This window comes from Desulfonatronum parangueonense (assembly GCF_054656975.1).
In genome coordinates this window covers 3,451,627-3,477,897 of sequence record NZ_BAAHXH010000003.1, presented here as the reverse complement: position 1 = coordinate 3,477,897, position 26,271 = coordinate 3,451,627, and the positions used below count along the sequence as shown (strand labels likewise).

The window sequence follows — 26,271 nt, the reverse complement described above, 5'->3', positions numbered from 1 at the left end:
ATCAACATAATATCAAAAAAGTCATTTTTTCGAAGGTTCAATGGCTGCTCTTGAACCTTTCCTGGCTGGAGTCATAACCTTGGAACCTTATGGGATCAACCTATTTTAACAATGTGAGGCCAAGGAAGCATAGCAGGAATAAATCGTCGGGCAATCCCCTCCAGTCCTCCCAGGTGTGGACTGGGTATTTTTTCATTGCAGAAACGACTCTCGAACCGCCCCTGGAATCATTGACCGGATTCTGCAGTCTTTGCCGATTGACGCCCGCTTTCCCAAACCGGACGCTTTCGCCGCATTCATCGCCTGCTTTAGACGCAGGCCCAAAGAACTGATGAATTGCGGGACACGGAGAGCAGCTGTGGGACAGGAGGCCTTCGGACGTGTTGGCGGAAAGGAGCAAGAGTTCGGAGTCGGTTTCGGCTCGGGCCGTGGAGAGGCGAGGTTGGTCCAGGAGGTAGGCGCTTTCACCAAAAAACTTACTCGGTTCGATGACAGGCAGGGGCTTGGAATTCGACATTGGTTTTCGCCGAACACACCTTGCAAACCTTGTAGAATCAAGTCCGGGAAACGCCCAGACGCTGCAGCAACCCGGAAAGCTTCTGCCGTGGATTGTCCCGGATTTCCCGGATGATCAGCAAGAGGCGATGAATGCGGCGGGCGTGAACGGTGACGTGTGGTTTCAGGTAAGGCGTCTGCTGGGGGGAATACTACGAGTTTGGGAAGAGTCCCTTCAGATAAAAGGATACCCCTGAAAGGCGATCCTTACACCACCTTGGCAATACGCCGTCGAGGGCGTCCCTTCATCCCCGTGCAGGCGTAAATTCAGCTTCAAGGTTATTATGGGGCCGTTCCCGGGACTCTAACCCAGGCTGCGAGTGAGCGTTGCATCGTTTCTCATATTTCCACCCCATGCTCGTCGATATGTTGTTTCAGAGCAGGGGACTCAATTTGAGCGTAGTCAACAAGATCAAACTGATAGGGAAGAGGCAGGTGCTCGTTGAGGCAAGCTGACAGATAGACGATGGTTTGCGGAGACACGCGATCTCCCTTGATGGCGATATCCGACCCTTTCCGGTAACTACCCATTGCCCGGAAGCCGAACAAAATGGCCCGCTCCACTTCCGGAAACCCGGCAAGAGTCTCCAAGAGGAGCCTCCAGTAACGCTCGTACAGAAACCAGGCGATGCATGTTTTCCAGACGGGCCGCTACCAGTTCATTCGAGTGTCCCTTCCCGCAACACTTCACCGGGTGCGGCAATCGGACAGTGAACAGCGGGCAGCCGTTCGGCTCGAAACTCGGTTTCTGACTGTGGTGCCAGAGTCCCTCGGCCACATATTCCGCAGCCTGGGGACGTAAACGGATCATCACCTGCTCGGTTTCTTCGCTCATGAAATGAATAAAGGCATTGGCCAGTTGGCGATGAAAGTTAGAGTCCAACGGCGTGGTCTCGTTCGCCGCGGTTTCGTGGCCCGCAAATTGCCGCTTGTCCGTTACCCCAGGCTTGTCCTGGCAATCCCACGGCCCGTCAAATCCGGCCCCTGGCCGCCCTGCTTCGCATCGGCCGATATGCTTCGCGTCAAAGCTCTGCCGCTCTCCCGGCACGTCGAATCCGCCGCGTCCCTAGCTACTTTGCGTGCCGCCTCGTCCACAGCCTTTCTGCCCATATCTCCAGCCAGTATGCTCATGAAAACGTCTCATTGCGCAGGCTCGAAACACGGCGTGGCCAGTTTCCTCGTAATCACTCGGAAGCATGGAGTCATGCCCCCTGTCGAAATTGCTCACCAGATACTTTGGACATGCCGGGAACTGGTGATAACCGGATCATTGGTGATCAATACGGCGTTCAGGCACAGTGCCGTGGCGGCTATCAGCCTGTCATGAAGTTCAGGGATATCGGGAATGAGGAAAGCCTGCTCGACGACATGGCCAGTCATTGCAGAGATGGAGCATCGTTCATGCTGCCGAACATACTTGAATAGCTCGGGCAGGGTTGCGTCAATCCGACGCCGTTCGGAGAGATAGGCCAATTCCGCGACGGTCATGGCTGGAACAGCAAGCGATATCAGACCATTCTCAGCCTGCTCGAAAATTTCCTTGACGCTTCCGGGAAGTCTGCGTTTTTCAAGCCGTAAAATCACGGCCATGGTGTCGGCGACATAATCAGTCTTCACGAGGATATATCTCTTGGTAGGCGGCAAACTCCTGTTCCAAATGCCTGGCTTCGGACATGTCCAGTTGCCGCAACTCCAAATCGATGTCCGTGGAGCAAGACTGCCTCGCGGCGGCCTCGCGCATTCGCAGAAATTCAATAAACAGCTTGACCTCTTGCAAGGCGTCTCCAGGCAAGGATTGAATGCCTTGCTGAATATCAAATTGAAGCTGATCCGTTGTAGGCATGATGTTCCTCGCTATTGTGTCGTTGCGTGGATTTTTGCGTGCCGCGCTCTCCCGGCTCATCCCGGACCGAGCACGCAGTAAGGCAGTTCGCTGCCACCTAGCCAGTCGTAGGAATGAAATAGGCACACAGAGGGCTCATCACGTCTGCCTCGTTCAAGCTGCAAAAAACAAGGTCATGATATCGGTGAGTAAAACAGTCTTCAAGAGGAGAAATCTTCACTTCTCCAAATTTCCACGCCATGCTCGTCGATGTGCTGTTTCAGAGCCAAAGACTCAACATGTGAGTAATCAACAAGATCAAAGTGATAGGGAAGAGGCTGACGCTCGTTGAGGAGGACCGACAGATGGGCGATGGTTCGCGGAGATACGCGGTCTCCCATGAGGGCGATATCGATATCCGACCCCTTCCGATAATTCCCCATTGCCCGGGAGCCGAACAAAATGGCCCGCTCCACCTCCGGACACCCGGCAAGAGTCTCCAAGAGGAGCCTCCAGGAACGCTCATACACTCCGAAGGTGTTCACGCTCGAAATACCGTTGCAGTTCAACAAGTTGATCAAAGTACACGGCAACGATGGCCTCCACCGAGTGTCTGAAGTCGGCCTCGTTGTACGTGTGGGCTAGGCGGTTCCGCTGGTCCAGCATGTCCAGCCATGCTTCGCCGTTGTCGATGACCCCTTCGCTGAACGCCCTCTTGATGACATCTCGCGGAAACCGCACGTCCACGCCCTTGGCGTTGAGAAAGTCCTTGAGAGTCTTCCAAGCCAGTTCAAAGGTGTACTCGAACCGTTGCACCAGCCCTTCCTTGCTCAGATCGTCCAGACCGTCAATCCGCTCCACGGCCTCGGTCAAAAGACGCAATGCATGCTGATAATTTGCAAACCGCTGCTCCCAGCGGATCTGCTTGAGATTGTCCATCTTCTTTTCTTGTCGCTCAGGGTTGCTCACGAATCAATTAAAAATAGTTCAGCATTTGGTGAACATTGACATGCTCTGCCTTGTGGTCGTTCAGTGTCCTACATTTTGTAGGGGCAGCCTCTATTTGAGTGGCACGGTAAGGATCAATCAGGCACGTGGCTTTCGTGGCCAGCCATGTCCGGCTGGAAAAGTTGACTCTGGTCGCAAATGCAAGACGCTGACTCGCCATGTCCGGGATGCTATGCCAACGTCATCTCCCGCTGTGAATTCATCTTGAAAATTCAACTGCTCAAAAAGATCGGGAGATGAAGTTTCCTGTGCAAGGATTCCCATCGACGCGGACTTTCGTGACCAAGCTGCGGAGGCCATACTCCAGCCGGAACTTTGCCCTGAGGGCGTTACACCGTTGCCGCACTGGGGTGCGGCGCTCCCAGGATTTATCCCGTTGATTACCACAAGTTTTTGAGCAGTTACTTGAAGATCATGCCCCCTCCCGCGCTGCCTTGTGCTGGGCGGCCTGGTACATGAACGTGCGGAGGGCGACTTCGCGGTTGGGTTGGATGGCGCCGTCGTAGGAGGCGTCGATGTAGGGCACGTTTTTCTTGAGGAGCAAGGGTTTGAGCACGGCCGAGGCAATGGTGCTGGGCATGCAGGTGAAAGGATAGACGTTGACTACGCCGTCGAAGTTGTCATGCACGAATCCCAGCGCTCCGCCGATGCTCAGCGCTGCTTCGGTTCCGATATCGAAGGTGAAGAGACGGTCGTTGTCCAGTTTTTTCTCCACATCTGGGATTGGGTGGTCGCCCTGGATGTCCAGATGCTTCATGGCCTGTTCGTAGACCTGGTTCTGTCGCCATCCCTGCCAGGCCATTTCGATTTTGCTTTCCGCCCACTTGCGTGTGGCATCGGCCAGGGTAGACATGTCCTTGCGCTGCCAGGCCTGCTTCCAGTCCTTGCAGATTTCGCGGTACTGCTCAAAGGCCACGTAGTTGACCCACTCGCCAAGGGAGGCGTCGACAACTTCCGCGTCGAAACGTTCCAGTTCGGCAATGATGTTCTGGTTCGATTCCGGGTGGGTGCGCAGGTAGATTTCTCCGATGATTCCGATCCGCGGCTTTCGAGGCTTGGCCGGATCGATGATGGTCTTGGCATGGGCTGCGATCCGGCCGAGCAGTGCGTAGATGGCGTCAAAATCTCTGGCTGCGCCGCGTTTTTCTACCAGATCCATCATTTCCCGCAGAGCCGTGGCCATATAGGCGTCGGCCTGCCCGGGCTCCCGCTCGTAGGGCCGGACCCGCCAGGTGATTCGATCCAGAACATCCGCCACGATCATGGTCACATAGGCCAGCCTTCGAAAGTACTTGGACTTTTCCCCGGGCAAAATGCCGGTGGAGGCATAGCCGTCCGACGTTGACATGTAGAGAATGGGAATGTCCTTGAAATCCGGAAAACGGTCCAGAACCAGCCGGTGCATCTTGTTGTACATCCCGAAACGGCAGGGGCCGTCGGCTTCGGGCATGAAGTAGACGTAGTCGGAGACGTTGAAGCTGTCGCCCTGACGCTTTTTCTCCTCCTCCAAAAAGCCGAGAATGTCGCCCAGGGTGACCTGACAGGGAAAACACTCCTTGCCGGAGGTGAACTCCTTGCCGAGATGGAGATGGGTATAGGTGGGCATGACCACGGCGGGAACGCCGAAAGCCCGAAAACTGGCGGCCAGGAGTCTAGAGCCCGTGGGCGACATGTCCGGTATGAGCAGGGTTCTGCCGGCAACATCGAACCTGCCGACCTTGTTGACCATGCGATCCGCAAAAGACGTTGAGGGCTTAGGCTTGTGGGGTGACATTTCCATGAACGTATCCGTTGGTTCAGGTGGGTTCAGCGAAAGGCGGAATATGACGGAGCAGGTTTGTGAAGGCCTCCGGATCTTGAGGGGTGGCCGACTGAAAGCTTGTTCGCGTTATCCGGGCAATTCGTAACTGCTCAAAAAGGCCGGGCACTATCGGAAAGCTCCCTTGAAACTGGATTCCCGCCTTCGCGGGAATGACTTTGGAATGTGGTGTTTCACCATAGCGCGTCATGCCCGCGAAGGCGGGCATCCAGGGCATGCTTGCCACATGTTTTTGAGCGAACGGCAATTCTTCGCAGACAAGGACAAATATCAGTTCTGGCTCGCTGCATTCTGGACATTCTTGACCACGTTTTGAAACGCCTCGATCCGGGTGAGCATGCCGGCCACGGCGCTGTGTTCGTCGAGTTCCAGGATCAGGAAAGGCTTGTCGTTGAGCACGTGGCTGTAGAAATGCTCGATGAACGAATCCGGACCGCAGGAAAAATTGGTCAAATGAAGACCGTACCAGTTGGGCATGCGGGCGATTTTCTTCGTGGCCCGCAAAATCCGCGCTCCCAGTCCCCAGTACATCCGGGGAAAATCTTCCAGCGACTCTTCGTCAACATCCAGAAAGTCCAGTGGCAAAGCCTTGATACCCAGCTTGGCCATCTGGCGGCCCATCTGCAGATTGAGTCGTTCGTCGTAGAGGTTGTAGGGCCGGCCGGTGATGATCCAAACGGTTTCATCTTCAGTGGTACTGTTCAGGATCTCCCGACCGCGGCTGCGCAGATCCTCCCGGAAGGCATACTGGCGATCCCAGGCTTGTTGCAGGGCGGTGGCGATTGTTTTTTTCGAGGGCCGCAAGTTCACGGGCAGGCTGTGGTACATGGCGTCCACCTGCATCTCAGGACCGTCCTTGAGGAAAAACGTCGGCTTGATGATGCGATGGTCATCAATACGCAAAGCCGACCGAACCAAATATTGCGAACTTTCGACGAGCGGGCACAACTGGCCTTTTTCCTTGGGATCCGCCGTGGCCATGTTGATCACGTTGGGCAGGAAAAGGTAGTCCGTGTTCTTCAGGAGATGATCGACATGACCGTGAAAAACTTTTACCGGAAAACACATTTCCGCGGTCATGCTCTCCACGCCGGCCATGGCCATGGCCTGTGTGGTGGGTGGGCTGAAATAGACGGCAAATCCCAGACCTGAAAGCAGGTGAGACCAGAATACTCCCCAATCCATTGAGTGCAGGCTGAGGGGCACTCCGACCAAGGGACGGTTGTCACGTTCCGGAATGCCGTTGCCCAACTGCGCGCCGGTGCTGGTCACGGCTTCATGAAACAGCTTCCAGCGCAACTGAAAATAATCGGTTTCCTTACGATCGCTGTGCTGGGTCGTTTCATAACGGCCGCAGTCGCCGCCCCAGACGCTTTTGCGCCCGCCGAAGTTGTAGATCTTCAGCTTGCATTCGTTGTGGCAATTCCTGTCGACCTGGCAAACCTTTTCCTTGAAAGCGACCTCCAGGCCGGCGAGATCTTCCAGGTTGCGGGGTTTTTCTTCCATCTTCCCGGCTTTTGCCTGTTCCCGGACCGCCAGGGCCGCTCCGAAGGCACCCATCACCTCCCGGTGCTTGGGCACCAGGATGGGCTTGCCGAGCACCTTCTCAAAGGCGGCAACGATGCCTTTGTTCAGGGATGGTCCGCCCAGGAACATGATCCGTTGCCCGATGTGCCTGTTTTCCACAACCCGGTGGAGGTAGTTGCGCACAATGGCATAGCAGAGGCCGGCGATCAGATCGTCCCGCTCCGCCCCTTTCTGGGCAAAGGCGGTCAAATCCGATTCCATGAACACAGTGCAGCGTTCAGCAAGGTTGACCGGCTTTTTTGCGGAGAGAGCCACCTCCTGAAACTCGCCGAAGATGTTGATCTTCATCTTGTTGGCCAGTTCGTGCAGAAAGCTTCCGGTACCCGCGGCGCAGACCTTGTTCATCATGAAGTCAGTGGGATGGGTCCGGTTGATGGCGATGTACTTGGAATCCTGTCCACCGATCTCAAAAATGGTGTCGATCTTCGGGTCCACAGCCACCGCGCCGCGGGCATGGGCAGTGATCTCGTCGATGATCAGGTCCGCGCTGACAAAATCCCCGACCACGTTGCGACCCGAACCGGTAGTGGCCACGGCCTTGATGCGGACTTTGGAGCCCACCTCGTCCTTGAGGTGCCGCAACAGATTCTGCGCAACCTCAATGGGTTTGCCCTGGGTGGGAACGTAGCGTTTGTGGATGATTCGCCCCTGGTCGTCGATCAGGGCGTACTTGGTGGATGTGGAGCCGATATCAACTCCCAGGTAGGCGTCAATGAACTCGTCCGTATCCGGGAGCGGGTCCAAGGTATTGTCCGGGTCAAAGTTTGTAAATTGCAGGGAGAGCGGTTCGGCCCTGCCGATGGCGTCCACCTTGGAAGCCGCGGGTGAACGCAGCGAGGCCGGATCAAAAGAATTGCGAACATCATTGCGCAGAGATTTCAGGGCCGTACCCAAAGCGCCCAGCGAGGCATGGTGCTGGGGAACGGTCAAATTGGGATAATATTTGCGGAAAGCCTCCACCTGCAGCCGATTGGACGCCATGCCGCCGACGAAAACCACGGGTTCGGCCAGTTCCCGATTAGCTACGATGGTGCTCATGTAGTTGGCCGCCGTACCGTGATGCAGTCCCGCGATGATGTTCGGCAGGCTTTCGCCCTTGTTCTGCAGGTGGATCATGTCCGATTTGGTGAACACGGTGCAGCGGCAGGCCACGGGAGCCGGATAGGTGCTGGCGGCGCCCAGCTCGATGAAATCATCGAGAACCTTCTGCAGCTTTTCCTGATCCATGTCGAAATTTTCGCCGTACATGGCAAAGGTGAGGCGTTCGGCCTGCTGATCGATGAAGGAACCGGTTCCCGAAGCGCATGGGCCGTTGACATTGAAGGCCGACAGCCGCCATTGGCCCTGGTCATAGTCCAGTTCGAAAAGTGCTGCGTCCTGGCCTCCAATGCTGATGATGCTGCGTACGTCGGGAACAACCGTGGTTACGCCAAGAACCTGGGCAATGGTCTCGACTTCAAAGGGTGCGTCGAACAGTTCGCTGATGGCCTGGCCCTGATTGCCGGTAAAGGAAATGGAGCGGACTTGTTCTTGCGGAAACTGGGCGAAAACTTCTTCCAGAACTCTGGCGGTCTCTTCAAGGACCAAACCGAAATGGCGGCGGTAGGGGGCTTCGTGAACAAGATTTTCAGATTCGTCGACAACAACGCAATTGACGCTGACGGATCCGACGTCGACGCCGATATGATAGGCCATGTGAAAGGACTCCTTCAAAAACGGAAAAACCTGCGTGACAACCGAAATAGCATATTGCCGGGCCGGTGGCGGACATGGGCAACACCCATTCGCCCCGACTTCATATAACCACCTGACAGCATTCGGGCAAGTGGAAGCTGCCCCTTCACAGGCCAAATTTGCTCTCCAGGCTGGTTTATCCTGTTTTTGCCGGATCGAAACTTCCTCTCGGTCTCGCTACAGGAACCGGCCCCATTATCCTATAATAATCGGCTGGGAACAGTGCCCGGATCGGGTGCAAAGCTGCTGGACAAAGATGCGACAAGTCCTTTAGAGGCCGACTGATCACATGTGGTGCGGCAAACGAAAATGTCCATAACTACTCAGCTTCGTTCCCGCCTTCGCCGGAATGACTTTTGTTTGAACAGTCTCCAGACCAGTCTTACCCGCTAAGGCGGGTATCCAGCACGGTTTTACTCGGATGAGTTGAGTAGTTACAAACGTCCAGCGACGTAATGAAGGTGGCTGATGCGCGAAAAAGCAAAGCAATATCTGGAATACTTCACCCTGGAGTTCTGCAGGGACGAAATGCAGATCCGACTGGCCGAGGATGCCCCCCGGCCTTTGTCGAAGCTGGTTTCCCGTATTGAATCTGGCAATGAAAATGTGCTGGTTTGCATCTACGAGGCGTTGAACTCCATTGCGGATGCGGATGCGCCGTCATGCTGCGAATTTGATGAGAAAGTTTGCCCTGAGGAGATTTTCCGGAGCGTGCTGGCTGAACTGGGCAAAACGAAGCATTCCGAAATCTCGTAGCTTGCGCGGGGAAGACTCAAGCTGCCGGGCCAGGCTTGTTTGCGCGGGCCGAAATTACGTCCCGCGGCTTGAAACGCGCAGCCAGGTAAATGAAGGGCGTGTCCAGGAAAGCGACCAGCAGCTTGATCACATAGGTGCTGACAACGATCTGTATCCAGACGTCCATGGGGAAGATCCCGATAAAGGCGATGGAGCAGAAAATCACCGTGTCCAGCAGCTGGCTGACCAGGGTGCTGGCATTGTTGCGCAACCAGAGATGTTTGCCGGCGGTGCGGTTTTTCCAGAATTGAAAAGCCCAGATGTCGTGCCATTGCGAGACCAGATAGGCAACCATGCTCGCCAGAACGATGCGGGGCAGAACGCCGAAGATGGCTTCCAGGTGCGGCTGGGCAAAGTCCGTCGGAGAAGGGATAAAAATCAATGCGATCTGCATATAGGCCATGGCCAAAATCAGGCTGAGAAACCCCAGTATGACGGCTTTCTTGGCCTCTTCTTTTCCGTAGTGCTCGTTCAGCAGGTCCGTGGCGAAAAAGACGCTGGCGTAAAGGATGTTGCCGAGAGTGGTGGTCAAGCCGAACAGTTCGATGGTTTTCAGCACCTGGACATTGCACAGGATCAGGTTGAACACGATCAAGGCAAACAAACCCGGTTTGCCGAAAAATCGAAAAACCACCAAAACCATGATCAGGTCCACCAGGGCGAATCCGATCCATAGCGCTTCGTTCATTTGCTTTGTCCAATCCTTTTTGTTTGGTAACTACTCAGCTCATCCGAGAAAAATCGGACTTGATACCGGCCTTCGCCGGTATGACTTACCTTGGAAAGGACGTGGTGTTACGTCATTCCGGCGAAAGCCGGAATCCAGTTCTGGCGAGTGACCACAGAGTATGTGATGAATAGTTACTTTGTTTGTAAATATGTAACCATACCAGCACTTTCGGCATTTTGCCATTCACCTGCACTGGAGTCCGGCGTTCGCCGGAATGACTTGTCGCAGTATGCCGGTTCCACATCAGCTTGCCGGCGAACACCGAGATCCAGGTCCTTGCTTGTATGGTTACGTTTCTCATGTGAACAGCTTCAGGTTACCCAGAGCCGATGTCCGAGTCATAAAAAAAGCACGGACAATTCGTCCGTGCTTTCAAGGAAGCCAGGCACCCACAAGCCACTGTTACCGCTGCTCCCTTTCGGGCCTGACGGGGTTGGCAGCACTCATGCCACCCGGCTTCCTTCACTTTTCTTGCAACCATTGCTCCAAAAAAATCTATTAACAAATGGCGCTGTCTCTGTCCATCATCGATGTAGCCGCAATTGACCCGAAAACACTCCCGGCTTAGAGAAGAACGTTTCCAGACGCCGCATTATATTGATAATGGATTGCAGACAACAAATTCAACCTTCTTGGAGGTGAAATCGATGCATGACAAGGATTTCGAAGGCCGAGTCGTTGCCCGGGGGCGGCAATTTTTTGGTTCAATCAAGGGGGAGGCGCCCAGCGTTTTCAACAAGGGATTCTGGACCGGCAAGGTCATGGATTGGGCCATGCAAAACGAGGATTTCAAGATCCAGCTGTTCCGTTTTGTGGACGTCTTGCCGTACCTGAACACTTCGGAATCCTTGCAACGCCACATCGAAGAATATTTTTCCGGTCAGGGCAGCGGGGACATCCCTCCGGTTTTGAAGTGGGGCGCGGAAAAATCCGGCGGGCTTTTTGGTTCGTTTGCGGCCAAGGCCATGGGCAAGCTGATCCGGGCCAACATCGAAGGCATGGCCCGGCAATTCATCATCGGCCAGAACACCAAGGAAGCCGTGTCCAGCCTGCAGAAGCTCCGCAAGGACGGGTTCGCCTTTACCGTGGACCTGCTCGGCGAGGCAACGGTCAGCGAGGAGGAAGCCCAGGCGTACATGCAGGGCTACATGGAACTGCTGGACGCCCTGGCCAAGACCCAATCCACCTGGCAGCCGCTCAAGCTTAACGGGGTCGCTCCCCTGTCCGAACTGGACTGGGGGCACACGCCCAAGCTGAATGTTTCCATCAAACCATCAGCGCTCTACTCCCAGGCCAAGGCCGTGGACGTGGAGGATACGGTCCTGGGCATTCTGGCCCGGCTCAGGCCGATATACCGAAAGGTACGGGAGCTGGGCGGCGCCTTGTGCATCGACATGGAGTCGCTCAAGTTCAAGGAAGCCACGCTGGAACTCTTCAAACGCCTGCGCACGGAACCGGAATTCCGGGACTACCCACACCTGAGCATCGTGCTCCAGTCCTATCTGCGCTGTACGGACGACGATCTGTCCGACCTGCTGGCCTGGGCTCGGGAGCGCGGTCTGCCCATCGGCATCCGCCTGGTCAAGGGCGCGTACTGGGACCAGGAAACCATCGTCGCTGTACAGAACGGCTGGCCGGTTCCTGTCTGGACCAGGAAACCGGAAACGGACGCGGCCTTTGAGCGCCATGCCAGAATGATTCTGCAGGACCATGAACGGGTCTACTTCCAGTGCGGCTCGCACAACATCCGGTCCATCGCCATGATCATGGAAACGGCGCGGGACCTGGGCGTCCCTCCGGAACGCTACGAATTCCAGGTGCTCTACGGAATGGCCGAACCGGTGCGCAAGGGCCTGAAGAACGTGGCCGACCGGGTCCGGCTGTACTGCCCCTACGGCGAACTCCTGCCGGGCATGGCCTATCTGGTGCGCCGCCTTCTGGAGAATACGGCCAACGAATCCTTCCTCAAGCAAAGCTTCGCGGACCAGGCGGACATGGATCGGCTGCTGGAAAATCCCCTGACAACCCTGGAGCGGGAAAAGAGCGCGGCCGCTTCGCCCCAGGCCGCGGCTCGGGAGTTTGCTCCGGGTGGCGCTTTCAAGAACATGCCCCTGGTGGACTTCACCGTGCCGGAAGCACGCAAGGCTTTTCCGGATGCCATTGCCCACATCCGGAATCAACGCGGCAGAACCTGGCCGCTGTTCATCAACGGCCGGGAAGTGGTTACCCAGGATGCCATAGCCTCCTACAATCCCGCGAATCCGGATGAAATTCTGGGCAATGTCTGCCAGGCCGGCCGCGACGAGGTGGATCAGGCCCTGCTGGCCGCGCAGCAGGCCTTGCCGGCCTGGCGGGACACGCCGCCTGACGAGCGGGCCGCCTACCTGTTCAAGGCCGCGGACATCTGCCGCCGCCGGGTGTATGAACTCTCGGCATGGCAGGTTCTGGAGGTGGGCAAGCAGTGGGATCAGGCCTACAACGACGTGGCCGAGGCCGTGGATTTTCTGGAATACTACGGTCGGGAAATGATCCGTCTGGGAACGCCCCGCCGGATGGGCAACGCTCCCGGCGAGATCAACGAGCTGTTCTATCAGCCCAAGGGAATTGCCGCGGTGATCGCGCCGTGGAATTTTCCCCTGGCCATATCCGTGGGCATGGTTTCCGCGGCCATTGTCACGGGCAACCCGGTCATCTACAAGCCTTCCTCCCTGTCCTCCATCGTGGGCTACGGTCTCGTGGAGGTCTTCCAGGAAGCCGGACTGCCGGCCGGAGTGTTCAACTACTGCCCGGGCCGCAGTTCGGTGATGGGCGACTATCTCGTGGAGCATCCCCAGGTCAGCCTGGTCGCGTTCACCGGATCAGTGGACGTGGGATTGCGGATCATGGACAAGGCGGCCAAGGTCCACCCGGGCCAGGATCAATGCAAGCGGGTGATCGCCGAGATGGGCGGCAAGAACGCCATCATCATCGACGACGACGCGGATCTGGACGAGGCCGTGCCCCAGGTGATGTACTCGGCCTTCGGCTTCCAGGGCCAGAAGTGCTCGGCCTGCTCCCGGGTGATTGTTCTGGACGCGATCTACGACCGGTTCATGGACCGGCTGCGGGAGGCGGCCCTGTCCGTGAAGATCGGCCCCAGCGAACATCCCGGCAACTTCATGGGGCCGGTGGTGGACCGCAACCAGCAGAAAAACGTGCTCGCGGCCATCGAGACGGCCAAGGAGGAAGGCCGGATCGCGGTGCAGCGGGAAGTCCCGGAAAATGGCTGCTACGCGCCCATGACCATTGTCGAGGGCATCCGCCCTGAACACCGCACGGCCCAGGAGGAAATCTTCGGCCCGGTGCTGGCCGTGATGCGAGCCAAGGATTTCAACGAGGCTCTGGAAATGGCCAACAATTCCCGGTTCGCCCTGACCGGCGGGGTGTTCTCGCGCAGCCCGAAACGCCTGGAGCAGGCCAAAAAGGATTTTCGCGTCGGCAATCTCTACCTGAACCGCAACAACACCGGCGCGCTGGTCTATCGCCAGCCCTTCGGCGGCTTCAAAATGTCCGGCGTGGGCTCCAAGGCCGGCGGCCCGGACTACCTGCTGCAGTTCATGGATCCGCGAGTGATTACGGAAAACACCATGCGCCGCGGCTTTGCACCCATCGCCAGCGACGACGAATGGGTGGGTTGATACGACGGATATAAATAACTTTATAACTACTGCAGCTTTAGAGCGGGAAAGAGGGTGGTCATCACAAACTTGTGGCAAGCATGACCTGGATTCCCGCCTTCGCGGGAATGACTTTTTTATGCCGTCTCCCGACCAGTCATATCCGCGAAGGCCGGTATCCTGCCCGGTTCTACTCGGATGAGTTGAGTAGTTACACAACTGTTAGGAAATACAATGCAAGACAATGTTCAAAAAATGATGATCGCGGTTTTCGGCCGGGATCGGCCCGGGATCGTGGCCCGGGTGTCCGGGTTGCTGGCCGCCATGGGCTGCAACATCGAGGATGCCACCCAGACCATCCTCCATTCCCGCTTTGCCGGAATGTTCGTGTTCCAGCCCAAGGCAGACAGCCTCTCCCCGAGCGATGTGCTGCGCGCCCTCGAAAAGGGCTTCGCGGGAGAGGAACTCACCTTCTGGGTCTCGCCCCTGGATGAGGCCATGCCGCCAGGTTCGGCCGAGGCCGGGCAAACGGGCTCCTCCGAAACAACGGATCCCTTCGTGATCACCACCATCGGCCCGGACCAGGTGGGGCTGGTGGCCGGGATCACCGAAATCCTGTTCCGCTTTGGCGTGAACATCACGGCTTTGCGGGCCAACGTCAAAACCGAGGATGCCTCCCAGTGGGTGATGATCTACGAGGTCGACGTGCCGCGGCAGGTAGACCGAAAACATTTTCGAGAAGCGTTGTACGGCAAGGCTCAGGAACTGCAACAAGTCCTGAGCCTGCAGCACCGGAACATTTTCGAGGCCGTGCATCGAATATGACGAGATATTTTATTTGTAACTTCTCAGCTCATCCGAGAATAATCGGACTGGATACCGGCCTTCGCCGGTATGACTTAACTTGGAAATGAATGGTATTATACGTCATTCCGGCGAAAGCCGGAATCCAGCTCTGCGAGTGACCACAAAGTATGTGCTGAATAGTTTCTTTCATTTGGAGAAATCATAAATGCTTACAGAAAAGGAAGTGTTGGGCACGCTGGAAATGCTGCGCAACGAGCACCTGGACGTGCGCACCGTGACCTTGGGGCTGAGCCTGTTTGACCTGGCGACCCATGACATCGGACGCTTTCAGGATCGATTGATGTCCAGGATCACGGGGATGGCGGCCACGCTTGTGGACGTCTGCGACGAGGTGGGCGACGTCTACGGCATCCCCGTGGTCAACAAGCGGATTTCCGTGAGTCCCATGGCCGTGGTGGGCGCGCCGTTTTCCTCCCGTGAACTGGTTCAGGTGGCCATGACCCTGGACCGAGCCGCCCAGGAAGTGGGTGTGGATTTCATCGGCGGGTTCAGCGCCCTGGTGGAAAAGGGGCTGGCCCGGGGTGATCTGAGCCTGATCGAGGCGGTACCCGACGCCTTGACCGCCACTTCACGGTTGTGCGCGTCCTTCAATGTGGCCACCACCGCCGCCGGAATCAACATGGACGCCGTCTTCTTGATGGCCAAGACCATCAAGGCCGCGGCGGCCATGACCGCGGACAAGGACGGCCTGGCCTGCGCCAAGCTGGGCGTGTTCGCCAACATTCCGCAGGACGTGCCGTTCATGGCCGGGGCCTATTTGGGCGTGGGCGAGCCCAATGCGGTGATCAACGTGGGCGTCAGCGGGCCGGGAGTGGTCAAGCGGGCCCTGGAGCGGGCCATGCAGGAGGACGACCATCTGGCCCTGGACGAGATTTCCCACGTCATCAAGCGAACCGCCTTCAAGGTGACCAGGGTGGGAGAGTTGATCGGCCGGGAAGTGGCCAGGAGACTGAACGTCCCCTTCGGCGTCGTGGACCTCTCACTGGCGCCGACGCCCAACGTCGGCGATTCCGTGGGCGAGATATTTCAGGTTCTCGGGCTCGCGCACATCGGCGCGCCCGGTTCCACGGCCGCCCTGGCAATGCTCAACGACGCGGTCAAGAAGGGCGGCGCTTTCGCCAGCTCGTCCGTGGGCGGGTTCAGCGGAGCCTTCATTCCGGTGAGTGAAGACCTGAACATTGCCGAAGCCGCGGCTCAGGGCCACCTGACCCTGCACAAGCTGGAAGCCCTGACCAGCGTCTGTTCCGTGGGCCTGGACATGGTCGCCCTGCCCGGCGACACCTCCGCCGAAACCCTGGCCGCGATCATTGCCGATGAAATGGCCATCGGAATGATCAATCGCAAGACCACGGCGGCGCGACTAATCCCCGTTCCCGGCAAAAAAGCCGGCGAAAAAGCCTTTTTCGGAGGACTGCTGGGCGAGGCCGTGATCATTCCCGTGTCCGGAGCCGGCGGCTCCAACCGGTTCATCAATCTGGGAGGACGGATTCCAGCGCCGCTGCAGAGCATGGGGAACTGATCTTTCGTACCAAGCATATGCCTGGTCCGGGAAGCGCGGAATTGCAGGAGGCTTGAAGATGAACCAGCACAGGTCTCAGTCCGGCTTACATCCAGAAATGTATGCCGACCACGCGAAGCAGGGGCACTCCAAGCCAAACAGCAACCTTGCCGCCGATGAGATCCGGGCGACGCTTCAGCCTGTGCTGGCGCGGGAGGACACGATCATTGCCTCCTATCTCTTCGGCTCAGCCGCCAAGGGACAGATGCGGCCCGGAAGCGACATAGACGTTGCCCTGCTGCTTGATGAAAACGAACAGAGATTGGATCGGAAACGACTGCTGGACCGGTTCATTCCACTTTTGAGCCGCGCTGTGCGACATGACATCCATATTTCCATTCTCAATGACGCATCCTACCTCCTCCGAGTCCAGGTCATCCACACCGGCAAGCTGATTCATGTCACGGACAAGGAAAAGCTGGCTCAATTTCAGATGATCAGCACGTCCCTGTATGCGGATTTCGCTCATTACCTTGAGATGATGCGTAACGGGCTGCAAAAAAAATGAGGCGACATGATGGTGGATAAATCATTAACGTCTTCTGTACTACAGCAATTGATGATTATCAGGTTTGCTCCTGTTGGCCCCGGATGACGCGGGTTGTTCAATGGGGCGGAGTTTGGCCTTTTCTTTCCAGGCCATGATCGGCGTGAGCGGAGTGTCGCCGACAAGGTCGCAGCGCACGCCGGCATAGGCCCCCAGGTACGGCGGCCACAAACTGCAGTTGAGCCTGCGCCATCTGGACTTGGCCGACCAGGTCCGTTGCGGGCCGATGAGCACGGAGCGGGAGTGCATGGGCCGCGGCCCGGCCTGTTTCCAGAGCAGCGAGTTGATCTGCCACCAGGAGAACCAGCGGGCCTTGTCCAGGAATCCTTTTTTGTCGCGTCGCAGGGAATTGCGGCGGGCCATGGCGTAAAGGGAATGCCTGTTGAGGAAAGTGACCAGGATGGCTTTTCTGGCCACACGCAAGGCTTCGCTGATGACCTTATCCGGATCGGAGCAGAATTCCAGGAGCGTCAACAAGGCCACCACATCGAATTCCTTGTCTCTGAACGGCAGGTGCTCGGCCTGTCCCAAGTGCAGATCGGCACGATTTTCCATTCGCTCTCTGGCCAGTTCAAGCATGGCCGGAGACGCATCCAGGCCAGTGATGTCGAATCCGCTTTCCCAGAAAAACTGCAAAAAACGACCTGGCCCGCAACCTACTTCCAGCAGTTTTTGCTGCCTGCGGGTCCAGGGGGCCATGAAATGCTGCAGCAGGCGTTTTTCCTGGGCCAGGGCAAAGGTCCCGACTTCGGTCTCGTGCCAGCGGTCATAAACCACGGCCTGTTCACGGTTGATGCGCTCAGTGATGGAGGTTCTCCGGCGGATTTGCGTGTTGCATGCATGTCGGCCGCCCGCTAGGGGCGCTCCTGCATGAAGGATGAAGATCGAGACACTCTGGTGATCCCTCAATGCTCTCTCACGAACAGCCCCCTTCCTACGACGTCTTGAACACCGCGCCCTTGGCCGCGGATGAAGCCAGCCGGGCGTAGCGCCTCAGAAAAGGCGACGTGATGTCGCGGTCCCGCGGCTGCCACCGTGCGCGTCGTGCGGCCAGCTCTTCTTCGTCCACCAGCAGGTTGAGCTTTCGCCCCGGAATGTCGATTTCAATCCTGTCTCCTTCCTGAACCAGGCCGATGGGGCCGCCCTCCACCGCTTCCGGCGAGACATGGCCGATGGCCGCGCCCCGGGTGCCGCCGCTGAACCGGCCGTCGGTGATCAGAGCCACGTCCTTATCCAATCCCATTCCGGCAATGGCCGAAGTGGGAGTCAGCATTTCGCGCATTCCCGGACCGCCCTTGGGGCCCTCGTTGCGGATGATCAACGCATCTCCGGGATTGATTGCGCCACCCAGAATCGCGGTTACCGCCTCCTCTTCGCCCTCAAAAACCCGGGCAAGGGATGTCCGAACCAGCATTTCCGCGGCAACGGCTGACTGCTTGACCACGGCGCCGTCCGGGGCAAGGGAGCCTTTAAGAATCGCGATGCCCCCTTCCGGACTGTACGGCGCATCAATGGAGCGGATCACATCGTTATCCAATATTTTGGCCCCGATGGATTCCAGGTTCTCACCGAGGGTTTTCCCGGTGACTGTCTGGACGGAGAGATCCAGTAGGCCGGCTTTGGCCAGTTCGGTCATCACCGCCGGGATGCCCCCGGCACGCTGCAAGTCTTCCATGTGATGGCTGCCGGCGGGAGAAAGACGGCACAGATTGGGCGTCCGCCGGCTGAGCTGGTCGAAGATGTCCAGGCTCAGATCCAGACCTGCCTCGGCAAAGATGGCCGGCAGGTGCAGCACCGTGTTCGTGGAGCAGCCCAAGGCCATGTCCGCTGCCACGGCATTGCCCACGGACGCAGGAGTGACGATGTCCCGGGGCCGAATATTTCTGTCCAGGAGGTCCATCACCCGTGAACCGGCCTGCTTGGCCAGCCGGACCCGGGCCGCGGTGACTGCGGGAATGGTTCCGTTGCCCGGCAGGGCCAGACCGATGGCCTCGGACAGGCAATTCATGGAGTTGGCCGTGAACATGCCCGAGCAGGATCCGCAGCCAGGGCAGGCGCAGGCTTCCAGCTCCTCCAGTTCCTCGTTGCTCATCTGACCCTGGCGCACCCGGCCCACGCCTTCGAAAACCGAGATCAAATCCACGGCCTTGCCCTGCCATGCTCCCGCGAGCATGGGGCCGCCGCTGACGAGAACGGCCGGAATGTTCAACCGGAGCATGGCCATGAGCATGGCCGGCACGACCTTGTCGCAGTTGGGCACGCAGACCAGGGCGTCGAAGGGATGCGCCATGGCCATGGCCTCGATGCTGTCGGCGATGATTTCCCGGCTGGGCAGGCTGTAGCGCATGCCTTCGTGGTTCATGGCCAAGCCGTCGCAAATACCAATAACCGGAAATTCCATGGGCGTGCCTCCGGCGGAGCGGATGCCGTCCTTGACCGCCCGGGAGATGGTATGGAGGTGGATATGGCCGGGAACAACCTCGTTGGCGGAATTGACCACGCCCACCAGCGGCCGTCGCATTTCCTCCCTGGTCATGCCCAGAGCGTGCAAAAGGGAACGATGGGGTGCCTTTTCCAGGCCCTTGGTCATGATCTCACTGCGCATGGGAACTCCTTGTCTGTTGTACTGTGACGAATTGACGGTAACAAAATATCTTTTGGTTGAAAAACGGTAATTACTCAGCACACGTTCTTTCTCCGGTAATCGGAATCGGGGTCGGGGTCGTAATCGGTATCGAAAAAAAATTGAATGCCCTTCCACATGTCTTCGCTTCGATACCGATCCCGATACCGATACCGAGCCAAACCCGGCAACAGTATTAGTATCGCTGAGTAGTTACGAAAAACGGTAATTACTCAGCACACGTTATGTGATCTACCTCCGGCAATCGAGGATCGGGGTCGGTATCGGAATCGGTTTCAAGAGCGTTGACGCTCCCTCCGCACGGCATCGCTTCCGATCCCGATATCGATACCGACAGCGATGCCGGAACTGAACATCTGGCAGCGTATGCTGAATAGTTACGAAAAAAGGACCCGGGAGGGATCGGAGTGATTGTGAAAGGTTATTTTTCACGCAGGGCCACCCAGCTGCTGAGAATGCCCACGAATACGAGGACCATCAGAAAAAGCAGCGTCTGATCGGCCGGCAGATAGTCCAGTTGCAGCCACAGGGGCGGGAAATGGAGCAGATCCTTCAGGCTGAGCTGGACCCCCTTGAGCATGAGCAGGGCCAGCACACCGCCCGCGAAACCGAGCAGCCCCCCGGAAACCAGCATGGGCAGTTGAATGTACCAGCGGGAGGCCCCCACCAGGCGCAGAATTTCCACTTCATTGCGGCGGTGCAGTTGGGAAAGCTTGATGGTGTTGCCCACCACCAAGGCCAGGACAAGTCCGAGAAACAGGATCAACGGCCAGATGACCTGGCTGCTGAAGCGGGCCCACCCCCTGGCCAGATCCAGTTGCAGCGGATTGAAGCTGACCTTCTCTACCCCTTGCAGGGCCTCCAGATAGGCATAGGTGGACTTGGCCCAGGTCTGCTGATCGTCGTCCCTGACTGCAAAAGTCAACAGCGCGGTGGCCGGTAGCGGGCTCTGGCCCTGCAGCCAGGAGAAATCGCCGGAAGCACCCAGGCGCTGCATGAGCAGATCCAGTCCCTGGTCTGCGGAGTAGGTTTTCATTTCCACGAGATGGTCCATGGTGCCCAGGGCGGTCTCCCACTGGGCCTGGATGATCTGCTGATCCGTTCCGGGATGCCAGTAGACCTGGAACTGGATTTCGCCCTGGGACCGTTTCAATTCCTGATCAAGATTGTGCAGGACCAGAAGGAACAGGCCGGCCAGAAAGGCCACCAGTGTCACGGCCGCCAGGGTCAGGACCTGAATCCAGGGATGATGGCGGATATCCGTCAGTCCCTGCAAAAAGAGCTTGCCGATGATCTGGAACACGTCAGGCTACTCCGTATCGGACAGAGCCCAGTTGGCCCAGGTAACGGAACCGTCCTCGAGATGCAGGATCTTGGCCGAGGGGAGGCAGGAGAGGATTTCCTGGTTATGGGTCGCCAAGACGATGGTGCTGCCATGGGCGTGAAACTGGAGGAAGATGCTCATCAGGCGCATGGCCAGCTCCCGGTCCAGATTGCCGGTGGGTTCATCCGCCAGCAGCAGCTGCGGCCCCACCACCACGGCCCGGGCCACGGCCACGCGCTGCTGCTCGCCTCCGGACAGTTCGGCACATGAATTCTGGGCCTTGGCTTCCAGGTCCAGTCCCCGCAAAACCGCCCGGACCCGGCGCTCGGTATGCGTCCGGGGCATGTTGCGCACTTCCAGGGCCAGAGCCACATTGGCGAAAACCGTCCGCTCGGGGAGAATCTTGAAGTCCTGAAAGACAACGCTCACCTCGCGCCGCAGCCGATGCACATTGCGCGAGGTGAGCTTCTGGAGGTCGAAGCCCGCCACCGTGGCCTGTCCGCGTTGGAGGGGAATGGCGCCATGCAGCAGGCGGAGCAGGGTCGTCTTGCCCGCGCCGCTGGGGCCGACCAGGAAGAGGAAGTCACCCTTGCACACATCCAGGGAGATGTTTTTCAGGGCCCAGTGGGTCCCGAAATTGTGAGACACATGACGCAGGGTGATCATATCCGCCGGAGAATCAACCGCATTTGGTATATCCGCATCCCGGGCATACAAAGCAGCCTTCCTGAAAGATCAAGGGCTTTTTACATTCCGGGCACTCCGGTGAGGACAGGGTGTCGGTCATTTCCGCCTTGCGGCCCTGAAGATAGCGGGTTTCCAGAACCCAGGACACCGCGTCCGGAATGGAAAGCAGAATGTCCTTTTTCTGAAAGACCGGATGCTCGCCGCCGATGCCCTTGAGCTGGCTGACGATATCCTCGACGCCGATCCCGGAGCGCAGAGCCAGTGATACCAGGCGGCCAATGGCCTCGGCCTTGGCCGTGATGGATCGTCCGGACTTGCCGATGGTGGTGAAAACCTCGAAGGGCCGCCCGTCGACCTCGTTGACCGTGAGGTAAAGAAATCCGTACCCGGTCTTGACCTTCTGGGTAAAGCCGTAGACCACGTCCGGACGTTCCCGGACCACCCGCTGCGCCTTTTCAGTCTCCTTGGGCTTGCCGCCGTCCCCGGTGCACAGCACCTGGGTGCTCTTGCAGCCGTCCCGGTAGACCGTGACGCCCTTGCAGCCCATTTCATAGGCCATCCAGTAGATCTGCCAGATGTCTTCCCGGCTGGCCTCGTGGGGCAGGTTCACGGTCTTGGAAACCGCATTGTCCGTGAATTTCTGAAATGCGGCCTGCATCTTCAGATGCCATGTGGGCTGGATGTCGTGGGCCGTGACAAAGACCTTGCGGACCGCTTCGGGAAGATAATCCAGGTGATGGATGGTCCCCTTGGCCGCGACTTCTTCCATCAGTTTCGGGCTGTAACACTGGGCCGCATGCAGCGCCTTCTCGAACCAGGGATTGGCTTCCAGCAGCCGTTCGCCGTCCATGACCTGACGCACGAAACTCAGGGCGAAGAGCGGCTCGACTCCGGAGGAGCAGCCGGCCAGGATGGACAGCGTGCCTGTTGGAGCAATGGTCGTGGTCGTGGCGTTGCGGAACGGGCCCTGCTTGTGTTCGGCGAACGTCGATTCCTCGAATCCGGGAAACGGACCGCGCTCCTCGGCCAGGGTCTTGGATGCGCTCTGGGCCTCGAACTGGATGAAGTGCATCACCTTTTCCGCAAGGTTCAAGGCTTCCTGACTGTTGTACGGAATGTTCAGGCGGAACAACATGTCGGCCCAGCCCATCACGCCCAGGCCGATCTTGCGGTTTTTCTGCACCGTTTCCGTGATCTTTTCCAGAGGATAGCGAGAGGCGTCGATCACGTTGTCCAGGAAACGAACCGCCAGATGAATGTCCCGCTTCAACTCATCCCAGAGAATGTCGTCCTTTCCGGAATTCTGGATGTACCTGGAAAGATTGATGGAACCCAGATTGCAAGCTTCGTACGGAAGCAGCGGCTGTTCGCCGCAGTTGTGAACCATGAATCCATTGGCATCAAATGCATGCACCTGGGGCACCGTCACATCGAACACCGGCTGCTCGCCTATCAGAGAAAGCGAATCAACCGTGGCCAGAAAGCGTTCGCGATTCATGTTGCGCCGGTAACTCCCGAGCAGGGTTTTCAAACGGCTCTGTTTTCGGGTGTCGCGAAACCCGATGATGTCGGCGAACCGTTCCAGGTTCTCGGCACTGATGACTAGTTCATGCTGCGGCAGAATCGGATATGATATCTGCCCTCCCTTGCCGTCGGGCAATATTTTATGCCCCGCCGGGCGTCGGTTTTCATAAATGGTGCTTGCGATTCCCAGCCGCAGCAGCATGCGCTGCACGACCCGCAAACGCTGCATGTCGCTCTGGGAGAGCCGAATACTGACCCCTTTGACCTGATTGCCCTGAATCGATCCGTCCGCATCGAACACCCCGCCCAGAAAACCCTTGTAGAATTCAGAAGACGTTTGTTCCAGTTTTTCCGTCAGCGGCTTGCAGCCTGGGGACATTCCGAGCGCAAAGGCAGTGTCTCGGATGGAACTGAGGCTGAGGCGATATTCGCTCCGGCCGGCAACAGGATGCCAGCCCTGAAAATCACTGCGATGGGGCAGTGTTCGAGCACAATCGAGGGCCGCGGTCATCACGCCGGTGATCCCGCATGGTTCGCAGGAACCGTTCACCGCCTGGGGCTGGGTCCAGACGGACAACACGACCTTGTCCGATTTCAACGTGCCGTCGCCGACCAGCAGGCCCAGGAGGTAGCCCTCGGCTTGGCCGTATGCCCCCGGCCAGCCCGCCAGCCGACGATGGTCGTGCAGCACGATCTTGTCGCCGGAAACAAGGTTTTTGGCGGGGGTCCACTGCGGGTTCAATGCGTATCTGGTCGGCGATGCAGCCAGAAGAACAGGATGGTCCTCCGTCAGCAGCAGACTGTATCCCTCTTTGGTCTGCAGGCGGTAAACCGGTTTCACTCCCGTGGAAAAAAATCCTTGACCCGTGCTGGGGTAAACCTGTCCGTTCACAATCAGGTTCACGGGTTGATGCAGCAGATCCCGGACCTGGCGAGGTCCGGCGTCCGTGAGGACAAAGGTGTCTCCTGTAACGCAAGGGTTCGTACTCTCAATTTCACCCTGGCTGGGGGTGGGATTGTCGCGGTTGATGCGGTCCAGGAAGATGATCCCGGGATCGCCGCTTTCCCAGGCTTTTTGGACCAGGAGGCCGAAGACCTCTCTGGCCTTGAGTCGTTCCTTGACCTGCCCTGTATGGGGCGCGATCAGATCATATTCCTCGTCCTTTTCAACGGCCTGCATGAAAACTTCAGTCAGTCCTACGGAAAGGTTGAAATTGTTCAGGTCGCCTTCCCGCTCCTTGGCCCGGATGAATTCCAGGATGTCCGGGTGGTCCACCCGGAGGATGCCCATGTTCGCGCCGCGCCGCGTCCCGCCTTGTTTCACCTGTTCCGTGGCCGTATTGAAAATCCGCAAGAAGGAAATCGGGCCGGAAGCGATGCCGCCGGTGGAGCCGACGCGGCTTTTCTGGGGCCGGAGGCGGGAGAAGGAAAACCCGGTTCCGCCGCCGGACTTGTGGATCAGGGCGGCGTACTTGATGGCGTCGAAAATATCCTCCATGGAATCGCCCACGGGCAGCACGAAGCAGGCAGCCAACTGGCCGAGATCCGTGCCCGCGTTCATCAGGGTGGGTGAATTGGGCAGAAAGCGGTAGGTGATCATCAGATCATAAAAATGGCGGGCCAGCTCTTCCACGGAGTAGGATGAATCGGCATATTTGGCCTCTTCGGAAGCAATGGCCGCGGCCACGCGCCAATAGAGCTGCCGCGGCGTTTCCAGAACTTCACCCTGAGGGCCCTTGCGCAGATAGCGCTTGGTCAAAACCACTTCTGCATTGGGCGGCAGAACTGGATCCGGAAGGTTTGCGGGCATATCAGGCAAAGTGGACAATTCAATGGACGACGTCACGAAAAGCTCCTCTAAAAAAAACAATATGTTAATCTGGTCATGGTTCCTGGCGATCCCAGCAGGTTCACTTGGCCGGGCATCCTGTCATGAGTCCGGAGAACTGGCAACAGGCGATCAGGGTAGCCATAAGCCTGCCGTGCATTCCACCATCTCTCATCATTTGAAGGGGCGCCCCATGTGGGTGAACGCCGTCTGTGGGGTAGCCGGCTCATGTGCAAAAACCAAGGGCAAACGCAAGATTTGCACCTTACTGCATGACCCAAGCGCCCTGTTCTACCTTGACGATGATCAGTGAATCAGTGTCCAGGCCGTTATGATCTTCCTCGGACAGGGTGAAAATTCCGCTGACCCCGACAAATTCTGAAGTTTGGCGCAGGGCGTCGCGGATCGCGGTGGGGTCGCTGGGGCCAACCTTGCGCAGGGCTTCGGCCAGAAGCATGATCGCGTCCCAGGCGTATCCGGAATGGGTGTTCATGGGGTACTGACGTTCGATCTGGTAGACGTCCTTGTACAGGCGGATGAACTCCATGACCACGGCCTTCTGGGGATCGTCGTCGGGCAGTTGGTCCGCGGCCATGAGCTTGGTTGAAGGCATGTAGGTTCCCTCTGCCGCATCTCCAGCCAGCTCCAGATACTTGGGATCGGGAATGCCGTGGCAGTGCATCAGGGGAATGGTCAGTCCCAGCTGCTGGACATTCTTGCTGACCAGAGCGGCAGCCGGACCGATGGTCCAGCAGATGATGAACTCCGGATTGGTAGCCCGGATTTTGACCAACTGGGTGGTCATGTCCGTATCCGTGGGGGCGAATTGTTCATTGGCCGTAATGGTGATGCCGTAATCTTCAGCCAGGCTGATCAGCCAGGACAGGCCGTCCCTGCCGAAGCCGTCGCTGGCCGTGAGCAGCCCGACCCGGGTCACGCCGCGGCTTTGCAGGTATTCATAGACTCGGCTCACGGCCACGGAAGATCGTTGCGGGCTCTTGAAGATCCAATCAAAAGGACCGAAACGGTCGCCCATGATCACCGGATCGCCGCCCACGGTCATCACAGTCGGTACCCGTCTCTGATGCAGATATGCCTTCACGGCCATGCCGGTGTCCGTGCGGGTGGGTCCCACCAGGGCCGTGACCTTTTCCCGCTCCACCAGTCTCCGAGCCGCCAGCAGGGCTTTCTGAGGATCGCTCTCCGTGTCCGCCACCACCAACTCCAGCGGGCTGCCATTGATGCCGCCGTCCTTGTTGATCTGCTCAACCACCATTTCAGCCACCAGCTTGGTGGGCGTGCCGATAAATGCGGCCGGCCCGGACAACGCGAAAAACGCCCCGATCTTGATGGGCTCGGCACTGAGGGCGGAACCCGGAAGAGCGATCAGGGCCACGAGCAGAAAGGCAACCAGTTGTTTTTTCATACTTCAGTTCCTCCAGCTAAATGTAAGTCACACCGAAACAAGTCGCACCCGGGCCACATGTCCAACAGGGAAAACTGCTTGAGATGGATTAACCCTTCAACATGACCATGTCTTGCAGGAGTCGGCCCGATCGAGTGGCTGCGAGAGATGGAAAGGCAAC

21 protein-coding genes and 1 other RNA gene are annotated in these 26,271 nt (G+C 57.9%); 5 read left to right on the top strand and 17 right to left on the bottom strand.

Features of this window, described 5'->3' with window-relative positions; translation table 11 throughout:
* Nucleotides 1-100: 100 nt before the first annotated feature.
* From ACYQ15_RS15635 to ACYQ15_RS15595, 9 genes are all read right to left on the bottom strand, one after another.
* Complete coding sequence (locus ACYQ15_RS15635) at nt 101-517, bottom strand: cyclic nucleotide-binding domain-containing protein (RefSeq protein ID WP_459938429.1); 417 nt, start codon at nt 515-517, stop codon at nt 101-103.
* 377 nt (nt 518-894) lie between these two features.
* Nucleotides 895-1,146, bottom strand: a complete 252-nt coding sequence (locus ACYQ15_RS15630) for a nucleotidyltransferase domain-containing protein (RefSeq protein ID WP_459938428.1) — start codon at nt 1,144-1,146, stop codon at nt 895-897.
* Nucleotides 1,147-1,491: 345 nt separating this feature from the next.
* The gene (locus ACYQ15_RS15625) at nt 1,492-1,686 is read right to left on the bottom strand and encodes a hypothetical protein (RefSeq protein ID WP_459938427.1); all 195 of its coding nucleotides are present in this window, start codon (nt 1,684-1,686) and stop codon (nt 1,492-1,494) included.
* Between the two features lie 93 nt (nt 1,687-1,779).
* Nucleotides 1,780-2,172 (bottom strand): type II toxin-antitoxin system VapC family toxin, encoded by a 393-nt coding sequence (locus ACYQ15_RS15620; protein WP_459938426.1) that lies wholly within the window; start codon nt 2,170-2,172, stop codon nt 1,780-1,782.
* A complete protein-coding gene (locus ACYQ15_RS15615; protein WP_459938425.1) occupies nt 2,162-2,398 on the bottom strand; it encodes a hypothetical protein in 237 nt (78 codons plus the stop codon). The genes ACYQ15_RS15620 and ACYQ15_RS15615 overlap by 11 nt, the downstream gene beginning before the upstream one ends.
* Nucleotides 2,399-2,598: 200 nt before the next feature.
* A complete protein-coding gene (locus ACYQ15_RS15610; RefSeq protein ID WP_459938424.1) occupies nt 2,599-2,880 on the bottom strand; it encodes a nucleotidyltransferase domain-containing protein in 282 nt (93 codons plus the stop codon).
* Between the two features lie 19 nt (nt 2,881-2,899).
* Nucleotides 2,900-3,316, bottom strand: a complete 417-nt coding sequence (locus ACYQ15_RS15605; protein ID WP_459938423.1) for a nucleotidyltransferase substrate binding protein — start codon at nt 3,314-3,316, stop codon at nt 2,900-2,902.
* A gap of 481 nt (nt 3,317-3,797) precedes the next feature.
* Nucleotides 3,798-5,165, bottom strand: coding sequence for a CoA activase (locus tag ACYQ15_RS15600; protein ID WP_459938422.1), 1,368 nt, complete (start codon nt 5,163-5,165; stop codon nt 3,798-3,800).
* Between the two features lie 309 nt (nt 5,166-5,474).
* A complete protein-coding gene (locus ACYQ15_RS15595; protein ID WP_459938421.1) occupies nt 5,475-8,486 on the bottom strand; it encodes an acyl-CoA dehydratase activase in 3,012 nt (1,003 codons plus the stop codon).
* Nucleotides 8,487-8,993: 507 nt separating this feature from the next.
* Between ACYQ15_RS15595 and ACYQ15_RS15590 the strand changes: the two genes are divergently transcribed.
* On the top strand, nt 8,994-9,281 hold the full coding sequence (locus ACYQ15_RS15590) for a hypothetical protein (protein ID WP_459938420.1): 288 nt from the start codon (nt 8,994-8,996) through the stop codon (nt 9,279-9,281).
* Between the two features lie 16 nt (nt 9,282-9,297).
* On the opposite strand, the gene ACYQ15_RS15585 is transcribed toward ACYQ15_RS15590, so the two are convergent.
* Nucleotides 9,298-10,008 (bottom strand): queuosine precursor transporter, encoded by a 711-nt coding sequence (locus ACYQ15_RS15585; protein WP_459938419.1) that lies wholly within the window; start codon nt 10,006-10,008, stop codon nt 9,298-9,300.
* 411 nt (nt 10,009-10,419) lie between these two features.
* Nucleotides 10,420-10,515: signal recognition particle sRNA small type (gene ffs, locus ACYQ15_RS15580), an RNA gene on the bottom strand.
* Nucleotides 10,516-10,697: 182 nt separating this feature from the next.
* On the opposite strand from ffs, the gene pruA reads away from it, so the two are divergent.
* The 4 genes from pruA (at nt 10,698) to mntA (ending at nt 16,639) form a co-directional block, all read left to right on the top strand.
* Nucleotides 10,698-13,727, top strand: a complete 3,030-nt coding sequence (gene pruA, locus ACYQ15_RS15575; RefSeq protein WP_459938418.1) for an L-glutamate gamma-semialdehyde dehydrogenase — start codon at nt 10,698-10,700, stop codon at nt 13,725-13,727.
* A 213-nt stretch (nt 13,728-13,940) separates the two neighbouring features.
* Nucleotides 13,941-14,531 carry a glycine cleavage system transcriptional repressor gene (locus tag ACYQ15_RS15570; RefSeq protein ID WP_459938417.1) on the top strand — a complete coding sequence of 197 codons (591 nt, stop codon included), beginning with the start codon at nt 13,941-13,943 and terminating at the stop codon, nt 14,529-14,531.
* 187 nt (nt 14,532-14,718) lie between these two features.
* Nucleotides 14,719-16,092, top strand: coding sequence for a PFL family protein (locus tag ACYQ15_RS15565; RefSeq protein ID WP_459938416.1), 1,374 nt, complete (start codon nt 14,719-14,721; stop codon nt 16,090-16,092).
* 58 nt (nt 16,093-16,150) lie between these two features.
* The gene (gene mntA / locus ACYQ15_RS15560; protein WP_459938415.1) at nt 16,151-16,639 is read left to right on the top strand and encodes a type VII toxin-antitoxin system MntA family adenylyltransferase antitoxin; all 489 of its coding nucleotides are present in this window, start codon (nt 16,151-16,153) and stop codon (nt 16,637-16,639) included.
* Between the two features lie 39 nt (nt 16,640-16,678).
* Here mntA and ACYQ15_RS15555 read toward each other — a convergent pair whose 3' ends face one another.
* The 6 genes from ACYQ15_RS15555 to ACYQ15_RS15530 form a co-directional block, all read right to left on the bottom strand.
* Nucleotides 16,679-17,587 (bottom strand): class I SAM-dependent methyltransferase, encoded by a 909-nt coding sequence (locus tag ACYQ15_RS15555; protein ID WP_459938414.1) that lies wholly within the window; start codon nt 17,585-17,587, stop codon nt 16,679-16,681.
* Between the two features lie 25 nt (nt 17,588-17,612).
* Nucleotides 17,613-19,283, bottom strand: a complete 1,671-nt coding sequence (gene ilvD, locus ACYQ15_RS15550; protein WP_459938413.1) for a dihydroxy-acid dehydratase — start codon at nt 19,281-19,283, stop codon at nt 17,613-17,615.
* A 460-nt stretch (nt 19,284-19,743) separates the two neighbouring features.
* Nucleotides 19,744-20,625 (bottom strand): cell division protein FtsX, encoded by an 882-nt coding sequence (locus tag ACYQ15_RS15545; RefSeq protein WP_459938412.1) that lies wholly within the window; start codon nt 20,623-20,625, stop codon nt 19,744-19,746.
* 6 nt (nt 20,626-20,631) lie between these two features.
* A complete protein-coding gene (ftsE, locus tag ACYQ15_RS15540) occupies nt 20,632-21,312 on the bottom strand; it encodes a cell division ATP-binding protein FtsE (protein ID WP_459938411.1) in 681 nt (226 codons plus the stop codon).
* 13 nt (nt 21,313-21,325) lie between these two features.
* The gene (locus tag ACYQ15_RS15535) at nt 21,326-24,667 is read right to left on the bottom strand and encodes an LAGLIDADG family homing endonuclease (protein ID WP_459939603.1); all 3,342 of its coding nucleotides are present in this window, start codon (nt 24,665-24,667) and stop codon (nt 21,326-21,328) included.
* A 283-nt stretch (nt 24,668-24,950) separates the two neighbouring features.
* On the bottom strand, nt 24,951-26,111 hold the full coding sequence (locus ACYQ15_RS15530; protein WP_459938410.1) for an ABC transporter substrate-binding protein: 1,161 nt from the start codon (nt 26,109-26,111) through the stop codon (nt 24,951-24,953).
* Between the last annotated feature and the right edge of the window lie 160 nt (nt 26,112-26,271).

Coding starts and splice junctions, on each gene's coding strand:
- ilvD (WP_459938413.1), bottom strand. CDS start 19,283: ATGCGCAGTGAGATCATGACCAAGGGCCTGGAAAAGGCACCCCATCGT.
- ACYQ15_RS15530 (WP_459938410.1), bottom strand. CDS start 26,111: ATGAAAAAACAACTGGTTGCCTTTCTGCTCGTGGCCCTGATCGCTCTT.
- ACYQ15_RS15635 (WP_459938429.1), bottom strand. CDS start 517: ATGTCGAATTCCAAGCCCCTGCCTGTCATCGAACCGAGTAAGTTTTTT.
- pruA (WP_459938418.1), top strand. CDS start 10,698: ATGCATGACAAGGATTTCGAAGGCCGAGTCGTTGCCCGGGGGCGGCAA.
- ACYQ15_RS15605 (WP_459938423.1), bottom strand. CDS start 3,316: ATGGACAATCTCAAGCAGATCCGCTGGGAGCAGCGGTTTGCAAATTAT.
- ACYQ15_RS15565 (WP_459938416.1), top strand. CDS start 14,719: ATGCTTACAGAAAAGGAAGTGTTGGGCACGCTGGAAATGCTGCGCAAC.
- ACYQ15_RS15535 (WP_459939603.1), bottom strand. CDS start 24,667: ATGCCCGCAAACCTTCCGGATCCAGTTCTGCCGCCCAATGCAGAAGTG.
- ACYQ15_RS15615 (WP_459938425.1), bottom strand. CDS start 2,398: ATGCCTACAACGGATCAGCTTCAATTTGATATTCAGCAAGGCATTCAA.
- ftsE (WP_459938411.1), bottom strand. CDS start 21,312: ATGATCACCCTGCGTCATGTGTCTCACAATTTCGGGACCCACTGGGCC.
- mntA (WP_459938415.1), top strand. CDS start 16,151: ATGAACCAGCACAGGTCTCAGTCCGGCTTACATCCAGAAATGTATGCC.
- ACYQ15_RS15625 (WP_459938427.1), bottom strand. CDS start 1,686: ATGAGCATACTGGCTGGAGATATGGGCAGAAAGGCTGTGGACGAGGCG.
- ACYQ15_RS15595 (WP_459938421.1), bottom strand. CDS start 8,486: ATGGCCTATCATATCGGCGTCGACGTCGGATCCGTCAGCGTCAATTGC.
- ACYQ15_RS15570 (WP_459938417.1), top strand. CDS start 13,941: ATGCAAGACAATGTTCAAAAAATGATGATCGCGGTTTTCGGCCGGGAT.
- ACYQ15_RS15585 (WP_459938419.1), bottom strand. CDS start 10,008: ATGAACGAAGCGCTATGGATCGGATTCGCCCTGGTGGACCTGATCATG.
- ACYQ15_RS15590 (WP_459938420.1), top strand. CDS start 8,994: ATGCGCGAAAAAGCAAAGCAATATCTGGAATACTTCACCCTGGAGTTC.
- ACYQ15_RS15600 (WP_459938422.1), bottom strand. CDS start 5,165: ATGGAAATGTCACCCCACAAGCCTAAGCCCTCAACGTCTTTTGCGGAT.